This window comes from Burkholderia sp. YIM B11467, from assembly GCF_052952715.1.
In genome coordinates, this window is the sequence record NZ_JBQVSQ010000005.1 from 433,715 (window position 1) to 452,290 (window position 18,576).

Here is an 18,576-nt window from a genome sequence, read left to right on the forward strand (position 1 = left end):
CGAAAACGCATCGCTTCCGGTACGACGGAAGCTGCATCACAGCATCCGCTTCAGCACGTCGTTCTTCGACACGAAATGATGCTTGAGCGCCGCGCCCGCATGTGCCGCCACCAGCAAGGCCAGCGTATAGCAGCCGATCCGGTGGAGTACGAACCAGTGTTCGGTCACCGGCCCCGCGCTGAACGGCGTCTTCACGTAAACGATCCCGAACAGCCAGTAACCGTCCGGCACCATCACGAACCCGCTGAACAGGACGAACGCGACGAGCACGTAAATCAACGAGTGCACCAGATGCGCGATCGCGCGCTGACCCTGCGGGACCGACTCGACGTCGGGAGGCGTCCGGCGGAAGAACGACCATACGTACCGCAGCGGAAACAATACGATCAGGCAGCTCGCGAGCGACATGTTGAGCGTCGACACGAAGCGCCAGAGCCCCGGATCGGTGATGAAGTGCAGCGCGAAGCCGGCCGCCATCGTGTACAGGATCACGACCGCGAAGATCCAGTGCAGCGCGCGAGAGAAGCGATCGTATCGGCCGTTGGCAGATAGCGTTCGCTGCGTTTGTATCGGGTAAGCCACCTGCATGATTCATCCTTTATCGATTGTCGGTTCATGGTTGCCATGGATAAGTGGATGAAATTATCGAGGTCGAATCCGCTGCCGATAATCAATCTCAAGGATTTCAAAATATCCGGCGCGACAACGCTCCGCCCTGCCGGCCGCCATCAGCGCATCTCGATCAGGAATGTCATCACGCTGTCGCCGGAGCCCGCCGTTACGCGTTCGCCGTACTGGTAGTACTGCGCGATGAACGGCAACCTGGTCGCCCCGACCTTCGCGTCGCCGAGGCTGTGCCACGCGTTCAGCATCACGGGCACATCGTCCTTCAGCACGCGAATCCCGACACCTTGTGCCGCGTCGTCGCCTTGCAGCTTCAATATGTCCGTGGTGCCCGGCACGGTCTCGCCGAGCAACTGGATCGACAGCGGCGTCGGCCGCGGATCGCCGTACGGGCTGCACGTCAGGTCGATCGCGAATTCGCGCGACGCACGGGCCGCGCCCGGACCGTCGAACGCGGTCGCGGGCACGGCCCCGAGCGGAACGACGAGATGCTTCGAGTCGGTATTGACCGTGCATGCGACGCCGCGCACGTAGCTGCTCGTGACGTGCTTGCGCACGACGTTGTGGTCGGGATCGCCGATCGCAGCCGACGCGTCGATGCTCAGCGCCTGGCCCTGCAGGAAGCCGGGCGTCACTGGCCCGGTCTTGACGAGTTCCATGTCGATCACGTACTCGCGCGCGCTGCCGTCGCCCGGGTGCACGCCGAGCAGGCCGTCGGTGTTGCCGCCGAGATTTTCGCCATCGCGCGTCACGCGCAGCGCAAGTCCTGGCAGGTTGGTTGCCCACAGGTTCATGCCCGGCAGCGCGCCAAACTCGCTCGAATACCGCAGATTGCGCGGCTCGGCATCGTTCTGGCCGTTCAGCGAGCAGGTGACGGTCAGCGTGAACCGGGTCGACTCGACGACACCGCCGACCTCGACGAGGTCGGCGGCCATCGGGCCGAATTCGATCGGATTGAAATCCTCGGGCGCGCTCAGGCAGGTGGCGAATGCAGGCGCCGCGCCGAACGTCAGCGCGGCAAGCGCGGCCCAGCGACACAGGCGCGTGGCAAATCGGGAAGTCACGGGTTTCATGATCGGGATGATGGCGAGGAAGAAGCGTCGGCCCGGAGCGCGGGATGCGTGCGCGAGCAGACGACGTCGAGTTCGGGGAAATGGCGAGGCGCGATCGATGCGCCCATGTCGTACGACAGCCCGCAACGCTCGTCCGGACGCGCGCCCCAGCGCACGAGCAGATCGCCGGCGCGCTCGACGCCGGTGACGAAACCCTGGCCGTTCGGGCCGACCATGCCGACTTCCTTGCCGTCCGTTGTCAGCACGGCGGCGCCGAACGGCACCGGCTTGCCGGTGTCGTCGGCCACGTCGAGCATCAGGCGCCCCGCCTCGACTTCGAACGGCGCCAGCACGACCGCCCCGCGTGTCGGCACGACGTGCACGATCGCGTTGCGAATCTCGAGCTGGCGATCGAGTTCAGCCGTGCGCAGTGCGACGCGATTCTGTCGGTACGGCACGACATGCGGCACGACCGCATAACCCGCACGGTCGGTGCGTACACCGGCGTGCGCGATCACACCCACGTTGGCCGCACCCTCGCTGCGCACGAGCGCGACGGTTTCGCCGAGCGGCTGCGACAGCGTGACGCCGCCGCCATGCACGAGCACGCCGCCCGCCGCGCTGACCGACGTCTGCGAACCGCTGCGCGCCTGGTTGTGAGTGGCCGCGAACTGGCCGGCCGACGCGCGATAGTTCAGGTTCACCGCACCGCCCACGCCGTTCGCCGAACGATCGGCGTCGACGCCGTAACTCAGGCGATCGTCGGCCAGCAGCGTGCCGAACACGCCCACGCGCTGCTCGGTGCCGGCCGTACCGGCGATCAGCGTCGCACTGCCGTACGCCCGCGCCGCCGCACGCGCGCCGCCCATCGGAATCGAGAGGTTCAGCGACACCTGCCGGCTGCTCGCACCACGCGCGCGCGATTCGTTGCTCAGGTTCACGTTGTACGACACGCGCGAAACGCTGCCCGCGTAGCCGAGCTGCACCAGCCGGTCCTGCCCCGCGCCGTCGCGGTACGTACGCCGGCTCGCGCTGACGTACAGCGAACCCGCCCGCCCGAGGTTCTGCGATACGCTCAGATCGCCGCGGCTGCGCTTGCCGGCGCGATATGCCCAGTTGTCGACCGACGCCGCGTAACGCACCGCAATGTCGGACAGGCTGCGATAGCCGGCCGAATAATAATGGTGCGCGGCGCGCAGTTCCGTGCCGGTCGACGCGAACGCCTTCGCGAACATCACGCGCGCCGCGCTGCCGGCCCCCGCCCGCCCCTTGTGGTCACGGTGGCGCGCATGCACAAGATCGACTGAAACCGCGCCGACCCGCGGCATGTTGCGCGCCACGCCGGCCGCCAGTGCGGCATACCCGCTCGCGAACGTCGCGCCGCCGTAGACCGTGATCTCGCCCGGCAAGCCGTAGGCGGCACTCGCCGACGTAAACCATTGCGGCCGGTCGGAATCGGCGCGCAGGCGCCCTGCGGCCGCGCGATACGACCACGCGTTCTGGCGCAGCAGCGTCGGAATGCTCGCCGACGACTGGATGAAGCTGCGCGCTTGTCCGTCCGCCTCGACGATCGTCACGTCGAGATCCGCGTTCGATGCGACCGCGTACAGGTCGTCGATCTCGAACGGGCCCGGCGGCACGTAATTGCTGTAGATGAGATAGCCGTTCTGGCGGATCTCGACCTTCGCATGACTTTGCGCGATGCCGCGCACGACGGGCGCATAACCGCGCTGGCTGTCCGGCTGCATCGTGTCGTCGGACGCGAGTTGCACGCCCTGGAACGCCACGCTGTCGAACACGATATCGGACGTGAAGCTGTCGCCGAGCGTCACGCGGCTGCGCCACGCGGGAATGTCTCGCTCCAGATAGGTATTCGTCAACTGCGTCTGCAACCCCGACGCGTTGCGGTTCACCATCGCGCTGCCGCGCAGCCGCCATGCGCCGAGGTTCAGCCCCGCGCGCACGCTGCCGTAAGCTTCGGTCGCCTGGCCGGACGGCAAATCGCCGTAACGACGCTGCGCGGCGTTGACGCGGTAATCGAAACGCATCGCGTCGATGCCTTCGTCCCATCGCGACGGATCAACCGAGCCGCGCGGCACGCGCTTCATTTTCGCCTGCGGCACCGTCAGCGACAGCGTCTGGCGATCCGGGTCCACCGCGACGGTCGCGTCCGGCATCGCGTTGCGCGGGTCGACGCACATCGCTGCGCGGTCGTTTGCGCCAGCTTCGGCAAGCAGCTGAAACGCCGCCACGTTCACGCCGAACGCATCCAGTTGCGCGGTGCTCACGCAGGGCCGTACCGACTCGTCGCGGGCATCGCGCTCGAAACGGACGTCATGCGGACCGTACGATTCACCATTCACCGTCACCTCGACCGGATGCACGCCGGGCAGCAGCACGTTCGCTTCGGAGAATGCGTCGAGATCCACATCCGCCTGCGTGTTGCCGAACGCGAGGAATGCGGGATTGAATGCCGTCTGCGCGTGCGCGGACCCACCGCCCGCGATCGGCAAGCCGAGCGCGGCGGTCGAGGCGAGCGCGAGCACGCATCGGCGCAGCAGGTGAAGGCGTCGTGTCATGAACGAAGGCGCGGCCGCGCCGGACGAGCGCGGGCCACGTGTATGAAGTCGGGGTAATCGAATGGGTCGGAAACCGCGGCGTGCTAAGCGGCCGTCGGCACGCTTCGCACGCCACGTCGCATCAGGCGTCGTCGGCCGGCATCGTCACCGTGACGGGTGGCGTCACGGCGCCGTAGTCGTTGATCGTGCTGAACGTCAGCGCACCCGGCTGCGTCGCCATCGCCCGGATCGTGCGCAGCGGGTAGGTTGTCGTTTGCAGCGGCGGCGCCATTTCGAGATCGACGTCCTCGGAGGCACCGGCGTCCACGCCGATCTTCGCGAACGTGACGTGATAAGGCGTCGGATTGTGCACCGACAGCAGCGCGCCGTCGCCCGACGGCACGATGCGCCACGTCAGCGCCGCAGGCGCGTCGGCGGCCGAGCCGGTCAACCCCTGCGGCCGGTAGAACGCCTTGAGGCGCGTCTGGATCGCGATCTGCAGCACATTCTCCTGCTTCGGCGCAGCCGGGATTTCCTTCACGTTCAGCCACAGCATCGATTCGCGGTCGGCCGGCAGCGCATGCTTGACGCGCATCACGCGCAACAGGTTTTCCTTGCCGGGGTCGAGCCGCGACAGCGGCGGCGTGACGAAGAACGGCGCCTTCGCGCTGCCTTCCCCCTGCCCGCCATCGATCCATGCCTGCACGACATACGGCTGGCCGTCCGTGTTCTTCACGGGCACGACGGCCTCGCGCCTGTCCTCGTGCAGGATCACGCGCGTCGCGCCCACCACGATGCCCGCGAGCGCGCCGTGGGTCACGCACAGGCCGAACACGCACGCGAGCATACGGTGCACGAATCGAGTCGTCATCGGTCGATCCCCTGCGCTCAACGGTAGTGCAGCGTGAACGACGCCGTGCCGTTCGCCTCGCCCGCCTCGGTCTGGTCGGAAGTCGAGACGTAGTTCGCGGCGAAGTTCAGCACGTTGCTGCCCGGCGTCAGCTGGAGCGTGTCGGTCTCGCTGTTGATGCCGATCGGCTCGCCGTCGTCGTGCATCAACTGGATGCCGACGCCTTTCGCGTCGTCCGTGCCGCCGCTGCCGATCGCGAGCAGCGTCGGATCGTCGCCGTGCGCCATGCCTTCGAACTGCGCACGCACGCCGTTCAACTGGTCGTCGCACGCGCTCAGCGCGATCTGGAACGGCACGCGACGGCTCTCCTGGCCCGCCGCGGCAAGCTGGTCGACACCGATCGCACCGAGCGGCACCTGGATATTGCTGTTGTCGATCTGGCAGGTCGTCGCGACGATCTTGCCGTGGAAGTTGATCGTGCCGTCCGCGGCCAGCGCGGACGTCGAACCGAATGCCGCCATCAGCGCGGCAAACACGAGATGCTTTTGGTACTGTTTCATCGAATGCCTGAGAAGAAAGGTGAGGATGTCCGTTGCCAGTCCGTGACAGCGGAACAGCGAACCCGTCGAGTTCGCAGGCATTATTCCGGCCGCGCCGTGGCGGCCAAACAAATCTGGAAGAATCCTCAATGCGCGATCGCGATCGCGCGCAGGCAAGCCGAACACGCCGCTCGAACCGGCGGCGGCAATCGATGAGCGGGAAGAGCCGAATGACCGGCTCGCGGAATATCGACGCCGGCGGCCCTACCCGCCGGCCCGGCTCAGGTCCGCTCCAGCCGATACCCGTAGTTGTAGACCGTCGTGATCGCGAGCCCGTTCTTCGGCCGCAGCCCGAGGCTCGACCGCAACTTGCTGACATAGGTGGCCAGCGTCGCGTCGTACTTCCGGTCGACGCCGCCCCAGATGCGCTTGATCATCATGTCTTTCGACACGATCTGCCCCACGCTCTCGAACAGCATCAGCGCGAGATCGAACTCGCGCTGCGACAGTTCGACCGGCACGCCGTCGACGGTCGCCGCATGCGCGCTCACGTCGAGCGCGAACTTGCCGACCTCGACGATCTTCGCGCGCTGCGTCTGCGGATAGTATTTGCGCACCTGCGCATTCACGCGCGCAATCAGCTCGCGCTCCCGCAGCGGCTTGATCAGATAGTCGTCGGCGCCGCTGTTCAGGCCGAACACGATGTCGTTCTCGCCGTCGTGCTGCGTCATCATGATGATCGGCAGTGCGTCGGCGAACGATTCGCGCGCCCAGCGCATCACGTCGATCCCCGACTTGCCGGGCACGTCCCAGTCGAGCAGCAGCACGTCGACGCGCTGCGAGCGCACCAGCTCGACGAAGCTGTCGCCGTCGTGCCGCACTTCCGTGTCGTAGCCCGCCTTGTTGAGCCAGCCGGCCACGACGCCCGCCTGGGTCACGATGTCTTCGAGTATTGCGACGATCATGTTCGTTCCGATCTCAGTGTGCCGCACCGTCCGCAGGCGCCGCTGCGTCGGCCGGGGCGGGCGGCAAGTAAACAAAAGCCCATTCGCCATACGCATCGCTGTCGCCGAACGCGTCGTAGCGCGCGGGGAAACCCTGGCGCTTCAGCGGCTGCCCTGGCGCCTCGCTGAACACGCCCATGATGCCGCCGTCCGGCGCTTTCACGAGCCCCCACTGCGTCGATCCGGTCAGCGGATCGGCGTACAGGCGCCGCAGGTGACGCAGCGTCGGCAGGCCGCGGCGATCCTCGAGCAGCGCGTCGAGCGACGCCGGGTAGCGGCTGCCTCCCGAAGCATTGTAGTAGCCGGCGATCGCCGCGCGATACTGGTCGCCGACGAACAGCAGTTGCGCCTCGCGCTCGCGTTGCTGCACCGTCGCCCAGACCCGCGCGGCCTGCGTCATGCCGAGCCCCAGCGCCGCGACGAGCATCAGCACGCCGAGATACGCGATGCCGCGCTGCCTGCGTCGCCTGCAGCCGCGCGGCCGGTTACCAGGACGCATAGTCGCTCCCGTCGAGCGCGCGCCCTTTCGCGCCGCTCTTCACGTCCGCGATGCCGCCCGTCTCGCCGGCCTGCGGCTGCCACGAGCCGCGCTTGCCGGTGAGTGGATCGAGCGGCAGCTCGCGCAGGTAGCGCCGCTCGACCAGTGCATCGAGCGTGTCGGGATCGCGGCCGTGATCGGCCCGGTAGTCGTCGATCGACTGGCGCAGCGTGTTCAGATTGTGACGCAGCACCGTCTCCTTCGCGCGGTCGCTCTGCTTCAGGTAGCCGGGCGCGACGAACGCGGTCAGCGCCGCGATGATCGCCATCACGACGAGCAGTTCGATCAGCGTGAAGCCGGCGGCGCGGCGCGCACGTCTACCACTGGTGGTACGGGACGCCATTGAGGCCCTCCTTGCGATTGGTCGAGCGGATGTCGAACACGTCGTCGCCCGACGAAAACGCGTCGGGGTCGCTCGCGTAGCTGCGCGTCTCCCACGTGTCCTCGGGCGCCCTGCCGTCGCATTCGCACATCGGATCGGCGGGAAGCCTGCGCAGGAAGTACAGCCGCGCGCCGTCCGGCGACTGCTTGTCCTCGACGCCGTCGACGAGTGCGCGCAGGGCGGGCGGATAACCGCTCGCGTCGACGCTGCGCTCGATCCGCCCGTCGACCGCCGCGTCCTTGTACGCGTCGAGCGCCGAGCGGATCACCACCAGCGCACGGCGCAGTTCGGCCTCGTCCGCGCGACGCTTGACCAGATCGGTCAATGGCAGTGCGACGGTCGCGAGCAACGCGAGCAGCGACAGCGCGACCATCAGCTCGATCAGCGTGAAGCCGCGCGCACGGACGCGCCGACGGACGCTCATGCGAAGCTCCGCGCGCGCGACGGCAGTACCGGCGCATCGGCATACAACGGCCGTGCCGCCTCGCGCCCGCCCGCGAAGCGATCGACGAACGCCTGCAATGTGCCGATCAGCGAGCGCACCGCGGCCGTGATGCGATTCTCGCCGCGTGCCGGCAGAGCTGCGGCCGGCGCACGTGCCGGCGTCGCCCCGGCCGCCGGCACCGGTGCCGCGGCACGCGCGATCGCGGCCGGTTGCTCAGACTGCGGCGGCGCGCCGGCTTCACCCGCGCGATCCAGTTCGTTGCGCGCGGCAGCGATGGTCGAACGCAGGCCGGCAGCCTTCGGCGAGGACGCGACCGCCGGCGTCGCCTTCCCGCGCGGCGGTGCCGGCCCGGTGCCGGCCGGCACCGCCTGCGCGACCTTGATCGCCGCAACCGGCGGCCGCCCCGCATTCGCCACCGTACGCATCATCCCCGCGCCGCGCGCGCCGGGCTCGGCAGCCGGGCGCTTCGCGTCGTGCTCGTCCGCCTCCACGGACGCCTCCGGCTCCGCCTCGACGGCCTCGGCCGTATCGGACACCGTGGCCGCGCGGTCGACCGCGGACTTCGCCGGCTCGAGCGGCGCATCCAGATCCGGGCCGACCGACGACGACAGCCGCGCCGGCGCGGCCTGCGCGGATTCGAGCGTCAGCGCTTCGGTGGTCACGCGCGACTCGGTGCCCGACAGGAAGGTCGTCACCGCCGACGTCGGCAGGTCGAGATTGCGTTCGATGTGCGGCGTGATCAGCAGCACGATCTCCGTGCGCTCGTTGCTGCGGCCGTTCGACCCGAACAGCCGGCCAATCACCGGCAGGCCCGATGCGCCCGGCAGCCCGGCAATGCTGTCGGTTTCATTGCGCTTGACGAGGCCCGCAAGGATCTGCGTTTCCCCGTTCTTCGCGGTCATCAGCGTCTCCGCATTGCGCGTGCCGAGCGCATACGCGACGAGTCCGGTCTTCGTGGTTTCCTTCGACAGGATGCTGCTGACTTCCATGTTCACCTTGACGCTCACCTCCTCGTTCAGGCTGATGCGCGGCTCGACCTTCAGCATCAGGCCCACGTCCTGGTAGCTGACCGATTCCGTGACGACGCCGTTCGCATTGGTGGTCGTGACGATCGGCACGCGCTCGCCGATCTTGATGTTGGCCTTCTCCATGTTGCGCACGCGGATCTTCGGATTCGCGAGCGTTCTGGTCTTGCCTTGTTTCTGCAGCAGGTCGATCGCGAGCGCGAGCCCGCCCGCTTCACTCGATACGCCGACGCGGTCGCGATTCAGGCGCAACAGATCGCCGAGTGTAAGCGCGCCGCTTTCCGCGGCACCAAGCGCGCTGAATTGAATCTTGCCCGGATACTGGACACCCAGATCGAGACTGTCGTTCATGTTGACCTCGAGCACCTGCACGTCGAGCGTCACTTCGGACTGCGGTATGTCGAGGCCCATCACGACGCGCTCCGCGACCTGGATCGTCTCCGGCGTGTCGCGCATGACGACCGCGTTCACGCGCTCGTCCACGTAGACGTCCTTCGGCTTGATCATCTGCCGCAGCGCGGCCATCACCGATTTCGCGTCCGCGTGCGACAGGAAGAACGTGCGGATCGCGAACTCCGTATAGTTGCGTGCTTTTTCGGGCTGCGACGGGTAGACGAGCAGCGTGTGCGGGTCAAGCACCTTCTTTTCGAGCTGGTTGGTACGCAGCAGCAGGTTGATCGCGGCCTCGGCGGTCGTGCGCTCGGCGAACAGCGTCGCAGCCTGGCTGGTATCCACGTCGCGGTCGAACACGAAGTTCACGCCGGACACGCGCGAGATCACGTCGAAGATGTTGGCGAGCGGCTGCTGTTTGAAGTTGAGCGACACCGGCTTGCGCAGCGCGTCGGACAGTTGCGGGCGCGCCGCGCGGCCGGCCTGCGACTGGCGCAGCAGCGTGTCGCGCAGGCGTTTCGCGTCCGCGTGGTTCGGCTGCTCGGCGAGGATGCGCCGGGCGATCTCGAGCGCTTCCTGCGGCTTCTCGCCGCCAATGCGCTGCGCACGCGCGAGGTCGACCGCCATCGGCCGGTGGCGCTTGACCTGCTCGAGCGCCTGGCTGGCCTTCAGGTTGCCCGGATCCTCGGCCAGCACGTTGCCGAGGTGATCGATCGCCGCCGCATGGTTACCCTGTGCGACCTCGCGATCGGCCTCCTTCAGCTCCGCACGCACGTAGTCCTGCCGGCTGAATTCGACGGCGGTCGTCAGCGCGATGTCGTCCGGGGCGGCCTCCTTCTGCTGCTGCAGCGTGCCGAGTCGTTCGGCGGGCGTCGCGGCGGCGTCGGGCGCGGCGTTGAACGGGGTGCTTGCGCATCCTGTCAGCGCAAGCGCCGAGATCAGGAGCAAAAGACTGACTTGTCGTTTCATGATGGGTTTCGGCACATGTTGAATTTGGGGGTCATCGCATCGGGACGGGCGGCGACAGCTCGACTTCGGTGCTGTCCCGGGCCACGATCACCGTGCCCTGTTCGCCCAGTTTCTTCAGCCGGTAGCCGTCGGCGATCTCGCCGCCCGGCAGCACGGCGTCGCGCACGCCGCAGCGCGATTCGCACAGCAGGAACGTCCTGCCCGCGCCTTCCAGCACGACGATGCGCTGGTCGTGCTCGCGCCATTCGCCGGCAATCTCGAACGGCGGAGTCGCAGCCGGCTGCGGCGGCGCGTCGATCGGATCGTCGAGCGCCGGCGGTACGGGTTCGGGCGCCGCGACAGGCGGCGGCTCGTCACGCGCCGGCTCCGCGCCGAGCGACGCCCAGCTCTGCGCCGGAAAGACATCGACGATCGGCGCCTGGCCGGCGCCCTCCTGCGCGACACTGCCGCCCGCGACGCAGACGGCGGACAGCGCGAGCGCGGCCGCGAACGGAATCAGGGGCGCGCGCATCATGTGTCAGGCCCCAGCAGGCTGACCCGCAGGTCGGCGCTTACGTTGGCACTGTCGATCCGGTCGCGTTCGATCGACACGCCCTCGACACGCACCATCGGCTGGTCCGCGATCTCGCGCATCGCTTCGCGCAGCCCGACGTAGCTGCCGCTCATCGCGATGCTGATCGTGAGCCGGCGCAGCTTGCCCTTCACCTCGACTTCGCGGCGATAAGTCGCGTGCTTGCGGTCCATGCCGCGCTGCGCCAGGATCTGGAAAATCGAGTACGCCTGCTCGCTGCTGCGCAACTGCTGCACCTGCTGAAGCGTCAGGCCGCCATCGCCGGCTTTTTGCCCCGGCTTCGGCAGCGCAGCCAGCGCCGTCGTGCGCGCGTCGCGCTCGGCCTCGAGATGCTCGCCGTCCGGCTGCAGGTAGAACGCGTGCGCGCCGACCAGCGCCACGACCAGTCCGCCCGCCAGCAGCCCCGGCACGCCGAGCTTGCGGGCCGCCGCGTAAGCGGCCCAGCGCAGCCGCGCGGCGAGCGCCGCGGTGTCGATTGCTTTCAGGTTCGTCATGGGTGTTCGATACTCAGGCTGAAATGAAAGATGTTCTTGCCGTCCTCCGCTTTCGTGCGGTGCTGCAAGAGGCCGATCTTGCGATCCGGGTGACGGTCGTTCAGGCGGTCGACGAAGATGTAGATGTGCGACAGTTCCGCCGCGCCGCCTTCGATGCGTGCCTCGCGGCCGGCCTTGTCGACCGTCAGCGACTTCAGCGCGATCTGCGGTGTCCACGCGTGCTCGATCCAGTCGACCACCGACAGCCCCGAGCCCTTTGCACTCGTCTTTTGCTCGGCGAGCACGCGTTCGATGCGGCGCTGCTCCGGCGTCATGCTCTTCTGCCGGCGCTGCTCGCGTTCGATCGCACGCTTGCGCTGGTCGATGCGGCTTTCGATTGCGTCGACCTCGTCTTGCAACTGATCGACGCGCGACCACTCGCTCGCGGCGAACGCACCGGTCAGCAATGCGCCGCACAGTACGACGGCCGCCCACCGCGTAATGCGCGCGCGCGGCGCCGCGAAATCCAGTTCGCTCGGACGTGTCATGCCGGTTCTCCCGGCTCGCGCACGGGCACGTCATCCATGCCGCCGTCGAGCAGCGTGACGCCGTCCGCGGCCGGCAGCGCGCCATCGAGCGCACTCGCGAAGGCCGCGCCGGCAAGTGGCTGCCCGGCCATCAGCGCCGCGGCGGCAAACCAGTCGTCGAGACGCCGGCCGCCCGCGCGCGGCAGCGTGACCACGTCGGCCCACTCGCCCGCACGGCGAAACACGCACGTGACGACGCGCGGCTGCAGCAGCGCGTAGCGATAGTCGTCGCCGCCCAGGCGACCCGCATGCAGGTCGAGCGAAGCCGACAGCGCATCGCGCAGGCTGACGAGCCGCCAGCCGGCCGCGCGGCTCACTTCCGCGAGCGAGGCGAGCAACGTATCGCAGGCCGCCACCGCCAGGCGCGCGCGGCCGCGCCGCCCGGCTTCGATGCGGATCCGCAGCGCACCGCGCTGTGCGCGAGCCGCGAACAGCGCGCGCGCATAACCATCCCACGCGGCGTCCGACACCAGCCCGTCCTGCCAGGGCAGCACGACGCCATGCGTCCACGGATGCCCGGCGACGACATGCACGCGGTTCTGCAGTGGCAAGCGCGACTTGCGCAGCCCGCCGAGCACCTGCGCCAGCGCCTCGGCGGGCCGGCCCTCGTGTGCGACGGCGGCGTGCGGCGGGCCCGTGCGCCGCGCGCGCCAGCCGTGGCCCGTCCACACGCGCAGCGTGTCGGCGTCGAGCACCGCGACGACGTCATTCCACGGCGATCGCACGCTGCACCTCCTGGAACGTCGTCAGCCGCGCGCGAATCGCCGCGAACCCCGCGTCGCGCATCGACTGATAGTCGGCGTGATCCGCGAGCGCCTGCGCACGCTTCTCGATCGAGCGCTCGAGCAACGCGGCCTTCATCGCCGCGTCGAGCGTCAGCACTTCCGCGAGCCCGATCCGGCCGTGATAACCGGTGCCGCGGCACGTGTCGCAGCCCGGGCCGGGCGTGACCGCATGCTTCAGGTCGTCAAGCGCCACGTCGCGCAGGTCGGCGCCATCCGTTGCCGCTCCGCCGCAATGCGCGCAGATCCGCCGCACCAGCCGCTGCGACACGACGCCGTTCAGCGCTTCGAGAAACGTCGACGGCTCGACACCCATGTAGATGAAGCGGTCGATCACGCTGAAGCCGTCGTTCGCGTGCACGGTCGACAGCACGCGGTGGCCGGTGAGCGCCGATTGCACGGCGATCGACGCGGTTTCCTCGTCGCGAATCTCGCCGACCATCACCGTGTCCGGATCGTGTCGCAGGATCGAGCGCAGCCCGCGCGCGAACGTGAGCCCCTTGCGCTCGTTGACCGGAATCTGCAGCACGCCCTTCAGCTCGTATTCGACCGGGTCCTCGATCGTGATGATCTTGTCGTCGCCGGTGTTGACTTCGGACAGCACCGCGTACAGCGTCGTCGACTTGCCGCTGCCGGTCGGCCCCGTCACGAGCATCAGCCCGTACGGCCGATGCGCGAGTGCACGCACCCGCCGCGCCGTCTGCGCGTCGAAGCCGAGCACGTCGAGGCTCACGCTGTCACCGCGCTGCGACTTGTCGAGCACGCGCATTACCGCGTTCTCGCCGTAGGTGCCGGGAATGATCGACACGCGGAAATCGATCTCGCGGCCCTGCATCACGACCTTGAAACGGCCGTCCTGCGGCACGCGCTTTTCCGCAATGTCGAGCGTGGCCAGCACCTTGAGACGCGACAGCGTCTGCGCGGCCGCCTCGAGCCCCGGAATGTGACGGATCGACTGCAGCACACCGTCGATCCGGTAGCGGATCGACAGGCCGTCCGGCACTGCTTCGAGATGAATATCGCTGGCGCGGCTCTGCAGCGCGTCGTAGAGCGTCGTGTTGACGAGCCGGATGATCGGGCTTTCGTCCTTCGCGATGCTCGCCAGCGAGATCGACTCGATCGCCTGCGCGAGCGAGTCACCCTGCGTATCGATCGTCACGTCGTCCATCGGCCGCTCGCTCGACTCGATGTCGCCGAGCAACCGCTCGACCTCGCCCGGCGCGCTCATGGCCAGTTCGACCGGCCGCGCGCCGAAGCGCGCGAGCAGTTCGTCGCGCACGTGGCGCGCGAACGGATCGGCAACGACCATGCACGGCGCGCCGTCGAGTTCGACCGGCAGCACGCGCCAGGTCAGCGCGTCGTGCAGCGGCAGCAGGTCGAAACGCGTCGGCGCCGCGCGCAGCGCATCCGCGTCGAGCGCACCGACGCCGAGGCAGGCCGCCACTTCCGCGAGCCGCGTCGCATCCGCGCCGAGCAGGCCGTCGACGTACTGCGCGAAACCGATGCCCGATGCTTCCCATTCCGACTGCCAGCGTTGAACGATGTGTTCCGTTTTCATTGAGTTTTCTCCTGTTGGACAGCGGGATCGCGAACGCCTTGCCGGCCGGGTTCGCTATCCGACGCTGCCGGCCAATTCGAAGATCGGCATGTAGAGCAGCAGGACCACCGCGCCGACTGTCGCGCCCACCGCAAGCATCAGCACCGGTTCGAACACCTTGCTGAGCATCTCGATCGCGCGATCGAGCGCGCCGTCGTGAAACTGCGCGATGTGCTCGCACATCCCGCCGAGGTCGCCGCTCTGTTCGCCGACCCGCAACAGCCGCTCGGCGACCGACGTGGTCAGTTCGTGCGCGGCCAGCACGGCCGCGACCGGCCGCCCTGCGCGCATGTCGGTCAGCGCCGCCGCGAGGCGCGCGCGAAAATGCTCGGGCAGCACCTTGCCGGACAGCTCGAGCGCGACGATCGCCGGCGTACCACCCGCGATCAGTAGTCCGACGGTCCGGTAGAACCGCGTGAGCGCGAACAGCGCGCAGATGTCGCGCACTTTCGGCGCGCGCCACGTCAGGCGCTGCGCGGCACGCTTGACGGCCGCCGAGCGGATCGCCAGCACCGCGCCGGCGAACGACGCCGCGACTGCGACCCCGACCGCCATCCCGTTCTCGCGCAGCAGGGTTGCCCACCAGAGCATGGCCTGGGCCGTCGCCGGCAGCGTCGCGAGCGATTCGAACACCACCGCGAAGCGTGGAATGACGAAAAACGCCATGAACAGCAGAATCGCGACGCCGACGCCGATCACGACGGCCGGATAGATCAGCGCGCCGGTGACGCGCTTGCGAACCTGTTCGATCCGCACTTCGTACTGCTGATAGCGCTTCAGGACGACCGGCAACTGGCCGCTGCCCTCCGACGATTCGATCGTCGCGACGAGCAGCGGCGGAAAAATGGCCGGCTGCTGCGCGAGCGCCTTCGACAACGGCTGCCCCTCGACCATCACCGCGAGAATCCGGTCGATCACGTGTTTCGCGTCCTTGCCCGAATCCGCCTTGTCACGCAACGCTTCGAGCGCCTCCATCAACACGAGGCCCGCGTCGAGCAACGTCGACAGTTCCTGCAGGAACAGCGTCAGCGCGAACTTCGATGCGCGCCGGCGGCGTCCGATGCGGGTATCGCGCCGTACCTCGAGCACGACCCCACCTTGCTCCGCGATGCGCGCGCGCACTTCCGTCTCGCTCGCGGCCTCGACCGTCTGCTGCGTGACCTTGCCGCCGGCGAGCACGCTTACCCGAAATACGTCCATCGCTACCTCCGCCATTCGTCGAGCATCGCGAGGCTTGCGTCGCGATCGCTCGTCAGCTCGTGGTACTCGCGCCACACCTTGGTCGCATACGCCTTGCGGGCGGGTTCGCGCTTCGGCGAGGATCCGGCGTTGTATGCGCCGACCGCGTTCCACGTGTAGCCGTGCCGCTCGATGAATCCGGCGAGAATCGATGCGCCGGTGTCGATCGACGTGCACGGCTCGTCGATCAGCCGCTTGCGCGTCACGCCGACCTTCACGAGACGCGGCAGATGCGAGCTGTTGATCTGCATCAGCCCGATGTCGTAGGTGCCGTTGCTGTTCCAGTTCATCGCGCGCGGATTCAGCGCGGATTCCACCGTCGCGATCGCGGCGAGCAACAGCGGATCGATGCCGTGCCGCTCCCCCGCTTTCGTGAAGCAATCCTTGGCCGCGGCGCCGGATGCGCAGGTGGCGAACAACGCCACCGCCGCGATCCAGCGACGCACGCCCTTACATGCCGTATACGAGGTCCGCATCGATGCCGCTCCCGCCGACACGACCATCCCGCCCGAGCGACACGATCTCAGCCTCGCCATCGCGGCCCGGCACGTTCCATTGGTACGCACGGCCCCAGCCGTCCTTCGGTACGGCCTTCGCGAGATACGGGCCGTTCCAGCCGTCGGTGCCTTGCGGCTGCGCGACCAGTGCGTCGAGCCCTTCGTCGGCCGTCGGATAACGGCCCGTGTCGAGCCGGTATTGCGTGGCTGCGTCGCCCAGCGTCTTCATCTGCGCTTCCGTCGACTTGACCTTGGCCTTGTCGACCTGCGAGAACAGCTTCGGACCGACATAGCCGGCCAGCAGCGCGATGATCAGCAGCACGACCAGCAGCTCCAGCAGCGTGAAGCCCTGCTGGCCGCGTCGCTTCGTCCGGCTCCCATTGTTCGGTTTCATGTCGTTTGCCCTCTGTAGAAATCCCGGCGCGACGTCGCGGCCGGGGGCCGTCGTGTTGCAGACGGCGGGTGAGCCAGGCGCTTTCGGGAATACGAGTTCGATTGATGGAAAGCGCCGATCGATGAAGTCATTTTCCCGGTGGCAGGAACATGGCTCCATCTTCATCAAGGAAGTCTCAAAGACCAGTTCAATCCGCCTGTTCGCATCCGTGGCAAATGAAAGAGCCGCGCGCATCGCTGCGCGCGGCTCGCTTCATCTCCTCGTCAGGTCGTTACTTGCTGCAGGCGCCCAGGTCCTTCCACACCTTGCCGGTGTGGTCGGCGCCGGTCGATGCCGGATTGCCCGGAACCTCGTCCTGGGTCCACCAGCGCGCTTCGTACGTGCGGCCGTTGTGCTGCACCTTCGCGCCGCCCGTGTAGGCCGTGCCCTGCTTCCATTCGGCCTGGCACTGCGCGCCTTCGCCGCCGCCCGATTCGCCGGTCAGCTTGAACGTGGTGGTTTCCTGCTTCAGCGTGCCGCCTTCGATCTGCGACGTCGCCACGGCGGTGTGATTGCCCGCCTTCGCGTTCGCGATATCGACGTTCACGTCGCCCTGCATGCGCATCGTCGCGGACTTCGAGCCGACCAGCGAGTTCGACGCGTCGTACACCTTGACGGTGACGTTCGTGTCCTTCGCGTGGTTGAACTTCAGGAAGAACTTCGCGGTCGCCTTGCCGTTCTGGATCTTGAACTCGCCGTTGTTCGAAATGCTGAAGCCTTCGTCGATGCCACCTTCCGGCTGGTGATCGATGGTCGTCTCGGTGCGCACGATGCCGCTGGTGTTCTTCGAGAACACGTCGTTCTTGCCGAGTGCCGGCTCGACACGGCCGTCGCGCTCGACGCCGGCGATCAAGTTCGCCGCCTGCGTGCGGTTGATTTCCTTCGCGAGCAGCATCGGCCACATGTTGCGCTCGCCCTGCTGCGCGGAGCCGATCGTCACCGTGGTCTTCATCGACGGCACTTCGCCGCCCGACTTGAACACGCGATTCATGACCTTGTCGCCGACCTTCAGGTCCATCGTCGGCGCGATGCTGCCGACGTTCGACCAGTTCGGCTTGCCCGGATCGGTGCCGCCGTCGTCACCGGTAATGTTGAGGTCGGCCACGTTGTAGAACATGCCGGCCGTGTCGCCGACGTGCCAGGTCGTCAGCATCACATGATGGCCCTTCTTGTCCGACGGAATCGTGCAGTTGTGCGGGCCGATCTCGTCGGCTTTCTTCATCCCGCCGTCGACCGTGCAGAACGGCGTCAGGTCGAACTGCTCGCGCGTGAGCTTCGCGTTCGGGTTCCAGCCCTGCTTCGTCAGGTAGTACTTGAATTCCTTCGTCACGTGCGGCGCGGTGAAGGTCCACTTGAACTGCTGCGCGCCCGGCTTGATGTCGTTGATCTTCCAGCGATCGACGGCCTGCTCGTTAAGCTCGCTGAACTGCGTCACGCCGCCGCTTGCGATCTCGCCATCCGGCGCGCCGGCTGCCGGGAAGCCCTGCTTGCCTTCGACGCTTTGCGGTTCATAGGTCACCGAACCACAGTTGAAGTTTTCGATCTTGCCCGACTTCGAGCTGCACAGCAGGTTGCGCGACGGCGGCTCCGACAGGTAGCCGTGCGCGAATGCGGCTTGCGCGAAAAACATCGATGCGCAGGCAACGAGCGGCGACAGGGTGAAAAGCGTCTTTTTCGCTGTTCGAGTTCTCATCTGATTCCGTTGGTTGAAAGTTGAGTGGAAGTTGCTTCGATCGACGAATCGCGAACGATCGCCGGACAGTGCGTGACGCGTGCTTGACTGACGAAACGCGGAGTGCAGTATCGACAGGCACGGTGCATCGGCGAATCTTCCTGAACGATCTCTCAACGATGCGTCGCGCGCCGCGCCTGCCACCCGCTTTCCTGAGCGCGGCTCGCATTGAGATTGCATTCAGATTCGTTGCCGTCGTCCGGCTCATGAAAAAGAATGGCCTCGCTTTTCCGGCACTCTTCTTCAACACAAGGATGGATGGCTATCAAATTGAAATCGAATAAACGGA

Annotated in this window: 20 protein-coding genes; 1 reads left to right on the plus strand and 19 read right to left on the minus strand. The window is 67.4% G+C overall.

Annotated elements, in window-relative coordinates:
* Positions 1-36: 36 nt before the first annotated feature.
* From ACTRWB_RS20380 to gbpA, 19 genes are all read right to left on the minus strand, one after another.
* The gene (locus ACTRWB_RS20380) at positions 37-588 is read right to left on the minus strand and encodes a cytochrome b (RefSeq protein WP_446903067.1); all 552 of its coding nucleotides are present in this window, start codon (positions 586-588) and stop codon (positions 37-39) included.
* A 140-nt stretch (positions 589-728) separates the two neighbouring features.
* Positions 729-1,688, minus strand: a complete 960-nt coding sequence (locus tag ACTRWB_RS20385; RefSeq protein WP_446903068.1) for a fimbrial protein — start codon at positions 1,686-1,688, stop codon at positions 729-731.
* 5 nt (positions 1,689-1,693) lie between these two features.
* Positions 1,694-4,255, minus strand: a complete 2,562-nt coding sequence (locus ACTRWB_RS20390) for a fimbria/pilus outer membrane usher protein (RefSeq protein WP_446903069.1) — start codon at positions 4,253-4,255, stop codon at positions 1,694-1,696.
* 121 nt (positions 4,256-4,376) lie between these two features.
* Positions 4,377-5,105, minus strand: coding sequence for a fimbrial biogenesis chaperone (locus ACTRWB_RS20395; protein ID WP_129514455.1), 729 nt, complete (start codon positions 5,103-5,105; stop codon positions 4,377-4,379).
* A 17-nt stretch (positions 5,106-5,122) separates the two neighbouring features.
* On the minus strand, positions 5,123-5,644 hold the full coding sequence (locus tag ACTRWB_RS20400) for a fimbrial protein (RefSeq protein WP_048243925.1): 522 nt from the start codon (positions 5,642-5,644) through the stop codon (positions 5,123-5,125).
* 260 nt (positions 5,645-5,904) lie between these two features.
* Positions 5,905-6,588 (minus strand): response regulator transcription factor, encoded by a 684-nt coding sequence (locus ACTRWB_RS20405; RefSeq protein ID WP_129514453.1) that lies wholly within the window; start codon positions 6,586-6,588, stop codon positions 5,905-5,907.
* 13 nt (positions 6,589-6,601) lie between these two features.
* Complete coding sequence (locus tag ACTRWB_RS20410) at positions 6,602-7,126, minus strand: hypothetical protein (protein ID WP_048243928.1); 525 nt, start codon at positions 7,124-7,126, stop codon at positions 6,602-6,604.
* Entirely contained in the window at positions 7,113-7,508 is a 396-nt protein-coding gene (locus tag ACTRWB_RS20415) for a type II secretion system protein (protein ID WP_129514452.1), read from the minus strand. Before ACTRWB_RS20415 ends, ACTRWB_RS20410 begins: the two co-directional genes overlap by 14 nt.
* On the minus strand, positions 7,483-7,971 hold the full coding sequence (locus tag ACTRWB_RS20420; RefSeq protein ID WP_446903070.1) for a prepilin-type N-terminal cleavage/methylation domain-containing protein: 489 nt from the start codon (positions 7,969-7,971) through the stop codon (positions 7,483-7,485). Before ACTRWB_RS20420 ends, ACTRWB_RS20415 begins: the two co-directional genes overlap by 26 nt.
* Positions 7,968-10,376, minus strand: a complete 2,409-nt coding sequence (locus ACTRWB_RS20425) for a secretin N-terminal domain-containing protein (RefSeq protein ID WP_446903071.1) — start codon at positions 10,374-10,376, stop codon at positions 7,968-7,970. The genes ACTRWB_RS20420 and ACTRWB_RS20425 overlap by 4 nt, the downstream gene beginning before the upstream one ends.
* A 31-nt stretch (positions 10,377-10,407) precedes the next feature.
* Positions 10,408-10,890, minus strand: coding sequence for a hypothetical protein (locus ACTRWB_RS20430; protein ID WP_446903072.1), 483 nt, complete (start codon positions 10,888-10,890; stop codon positions 10,408-10,410).
* A complete protein-coding gene (locus ACTRWB_RS20435; RefSeq protein ID WP_446903073.1) occupies positions 10,887-11,441 on the minus strand; it encodes a hypothetical protein in 555 nt (184 codons plus the stop codon). The genes ACTRWB_RS20430 and ACTRWB_RS20435 overlap by 4 nt, the downstream gene beginning before the upstream one ends.
* Positions 11,438-11,968, minus strand: a complete 531-nt coding sequence (locus tag ACTRWB_RS20440) for a hypothetical protein (RefSeq protein WP_446903074.1) — start codon at positions 11,966-11,968, stop codon at positions 11,438-11,440. Before ACTRWB_RS20440 ends, ACTRWB_RS20435 begins: the two co-directional genes overlap by 4 nt.
* Positions 11,965-12,732, minus strand: a complete 768-nt coding sequence (locus ACTRWB_RS20445) for a hypothetical protein (protein WP_446903075.1) — start codon at positions 12,730-12,732, stop codon at positions 11,965-11,967. Before ACTRWB_RS20445 ends, ACTRWB_RS20440 begins: the two co-directional genes overlap by 4 nt.
* Positions 12,713-14,347 (minus strand): GspE/PulE family protein, encoded by a 1,635-nt coding sequence (locus ACTRWB_RS20450; protein ID WP_446903076.1) that lies wholly within the window; start codon positions 14,345-14,347, stop codon positions 12,713-12,715. The genes ACTRWB_RS20445 and ACTRWB_RS20450 overlap by 20 nt, the downstream gene beginning before the upstream one ends.
* Before the next feature lie 54 nt (positions 14,348-14,401).
* A complete protein-coding gene (locus ACTRWB_RS20455) occupies positions 14,402-15,586 on the minus strand; it encodes a type II secretion system F family protein (protein ID WP_446903077.1) in 1,185 nt (394 codons plus the stop codon).
* Between the two features lie 2 nt (positions 15,587-15,588).
* Positions 15,589-16,101: a lytic transglycosylase domain-containing protein gene (locus ACTRWB_RS20460; protein ID WP_129514444.1), complete on the minus strand. Its 513-nt coding sequence runs from the start codon at positions 16,099-16,101 to the stop codon at positions 15,589-15,591.
* Positions 16,076-16,516, minus strand: coding sequence for a type II secretion system major pseudopilin GspG (gene gspG, locus ACTRWB_RS20465; RefSeq protein ID WP_343491462.1), 441 nt, complete (start codon positions 16,514-16,516; stop codon positions 16,076-16,078). The genes ACTRWB_RS20460 and gspG overlap by 26 nt, the downstream gene beginning before the upstream one ends.
* Before the next feature lie 271 nt (positions 16,517-16,787).
* On the minus strand, positions 16,788-18,248 hold the full coding sequence (gene gbpA / locus ACTRWB_RS20470) for an N-acetylglucosamine-binding protein GbpA (protein ID WP_129514442.1): 1,461 nt from the start codon (positions 18,246-18,248) through the stop codon (positions 16,788-16,790).
* Between the two features lie 83 nt (positions 18,249-18,331).
* Here gbpA and ACTRWB_RS20475 point away from each other — a divergent pair, with 83 nt between their 5' ends.
* Positions 18,332-18,571: a hypothetical protein gene (locus ACTRWB_RS20475; protein ID WP_446903078.1), complete on the plus strand. Its 240-nt coding sequence runs from the start codon at positions 18,332-18,334 to the stop codon at positions 18,569-18,571.
* The last annotated feature ends 5 nt before the right edge of the window (positions 18,572-18,576 follow it).

Excerpts from the sequence above, each read along its gene's own strand:
- ACTRWB_RS20380 (WP_446903067.1), bottom strand. The coding sequence starts at position 588 with ATGCAGGTGGCTTACCCGATACAAACGCAGCGAACGCTATCTGCCAAC.
- ACTRWB_RS20390 (WP_446903069.1), bottom strand. The coding sequence starts at position 4,255 with ATGACACGACGCCTTCACCTGCTGCGCCGATGCGTGCTCGCGCTCGCC.
- ACTRWB_RS20395 (WP_129514455.1), bottom strand. The coding sequence starts at position 5,105 with ATGACGACTCGATTCGTGCACCGTATGCTCGCGTGCGTGTTCGGCCTG.
- ACTRWB_RS20400 (WP_048243925.1), bottom strand. The coding sequence starts at position 5,644 with ATGAAACAGTACCAAAAGCATCTCGTGTTTGCCGCGCTGATGGCGGCA.
- ACTRWB_RS20405 (WP_129514453.1), bottom strand. The coding sequence starts at position 6,588 with ATGATCGTCGCAATACTCGAAGACATCGTGACCCAGGCGGGCGTCGTG.
- ACTRWB_RS20410 (WP_048243928.1), bottom strand. The coding sequence starts at position 7,126 with ATGCGTCCTGGTAACCGGCCGCGCGGCTGCAGGCGACGCAGGCAGCGC.
- ACTRWB_RS20415 (WP_129514452.1), bottom strand. The coding sequence starts at position 7,508 with ATGGCGTCCCGTACCACCAGTGGTAGACGTGCGCGCCGCGCCGCCGGC.
- ACTRWB_RS20420 (WP_446903070.1), bottom strand. The coding sequence starts at position 7,971 with ATGAGCGTCCGTCGGCGCGTCCGTGCGCGCGGCTTCACGCTGATCGAG.
- ACTRWB_RS20425 (WP_446903071.1), bottom strand. The coding sequence starts at position 10,376 with ATGAAACGACAAGTCAGTCTTTTGCTCCTGATCTCGGCGCTTGCGCTG.
- ACTRWB_RS20430 (WP_446903072.1), bottom strand. The coding sequence starts at position 10,890 with ATGATGCGCGCGCCCCTGATTCCGTTCGCGGCCGCGCTCGCGCTGTCC.
- ACTRWB_RS20435 (WP_446903073.1), bottom strand. The coding sequence starts at position 11,441 with ATGACGAACCTGAAAGCAATCGACACCGCGGCGCTCGCCGCGCGGCTG.
- ACTRWB_RS20440 (WP_446903074.1), bottom strand. The coding sequence starts at position 11,968 with ATGACACGTCCGAGCGAACTGGATTTCGCGGCGCCGCGCGCGCGCATT.
- ACTRWB_RS20450 (WP_446903076.1), bottom strand. The coding sequence starts at position 14,347 with ATGAAAACGGAACACATCGTTCAACGCTGGCAGTCGGAATGGGAAGCA.
- ACTRWB_RS20455 (WP_446903077.1), bottom strand. The coding sequence starts at position 15,586 with ATGGACGTATTTCGGGTAAGCGTGCTCGCCGGCGGCAAGGTCACGCAG.
- ACTRWB_RS20460 (WP_129514444.1), bottom strand. The coding sequence starts at position 16,101 with ATGCGGACCTCGTATACGGCATGTAAGGGCGTGCGTCGCTGGATCGCG.
- gspG (WP_343491462.1), bottom strand. The coding sequence starts at position 16,516 with ATGAAACCGAACAATGGGAGCCGGACGAAGCGACGCGGCCAGCAGGGC.
- gbpA (WP_129514442.1), bottom strand. The coding sequence starts at position 18,248 with ATGAGAACTCGAACAGCGAAAAAGACGCTTTTCACCCTGTCGCCGCTC.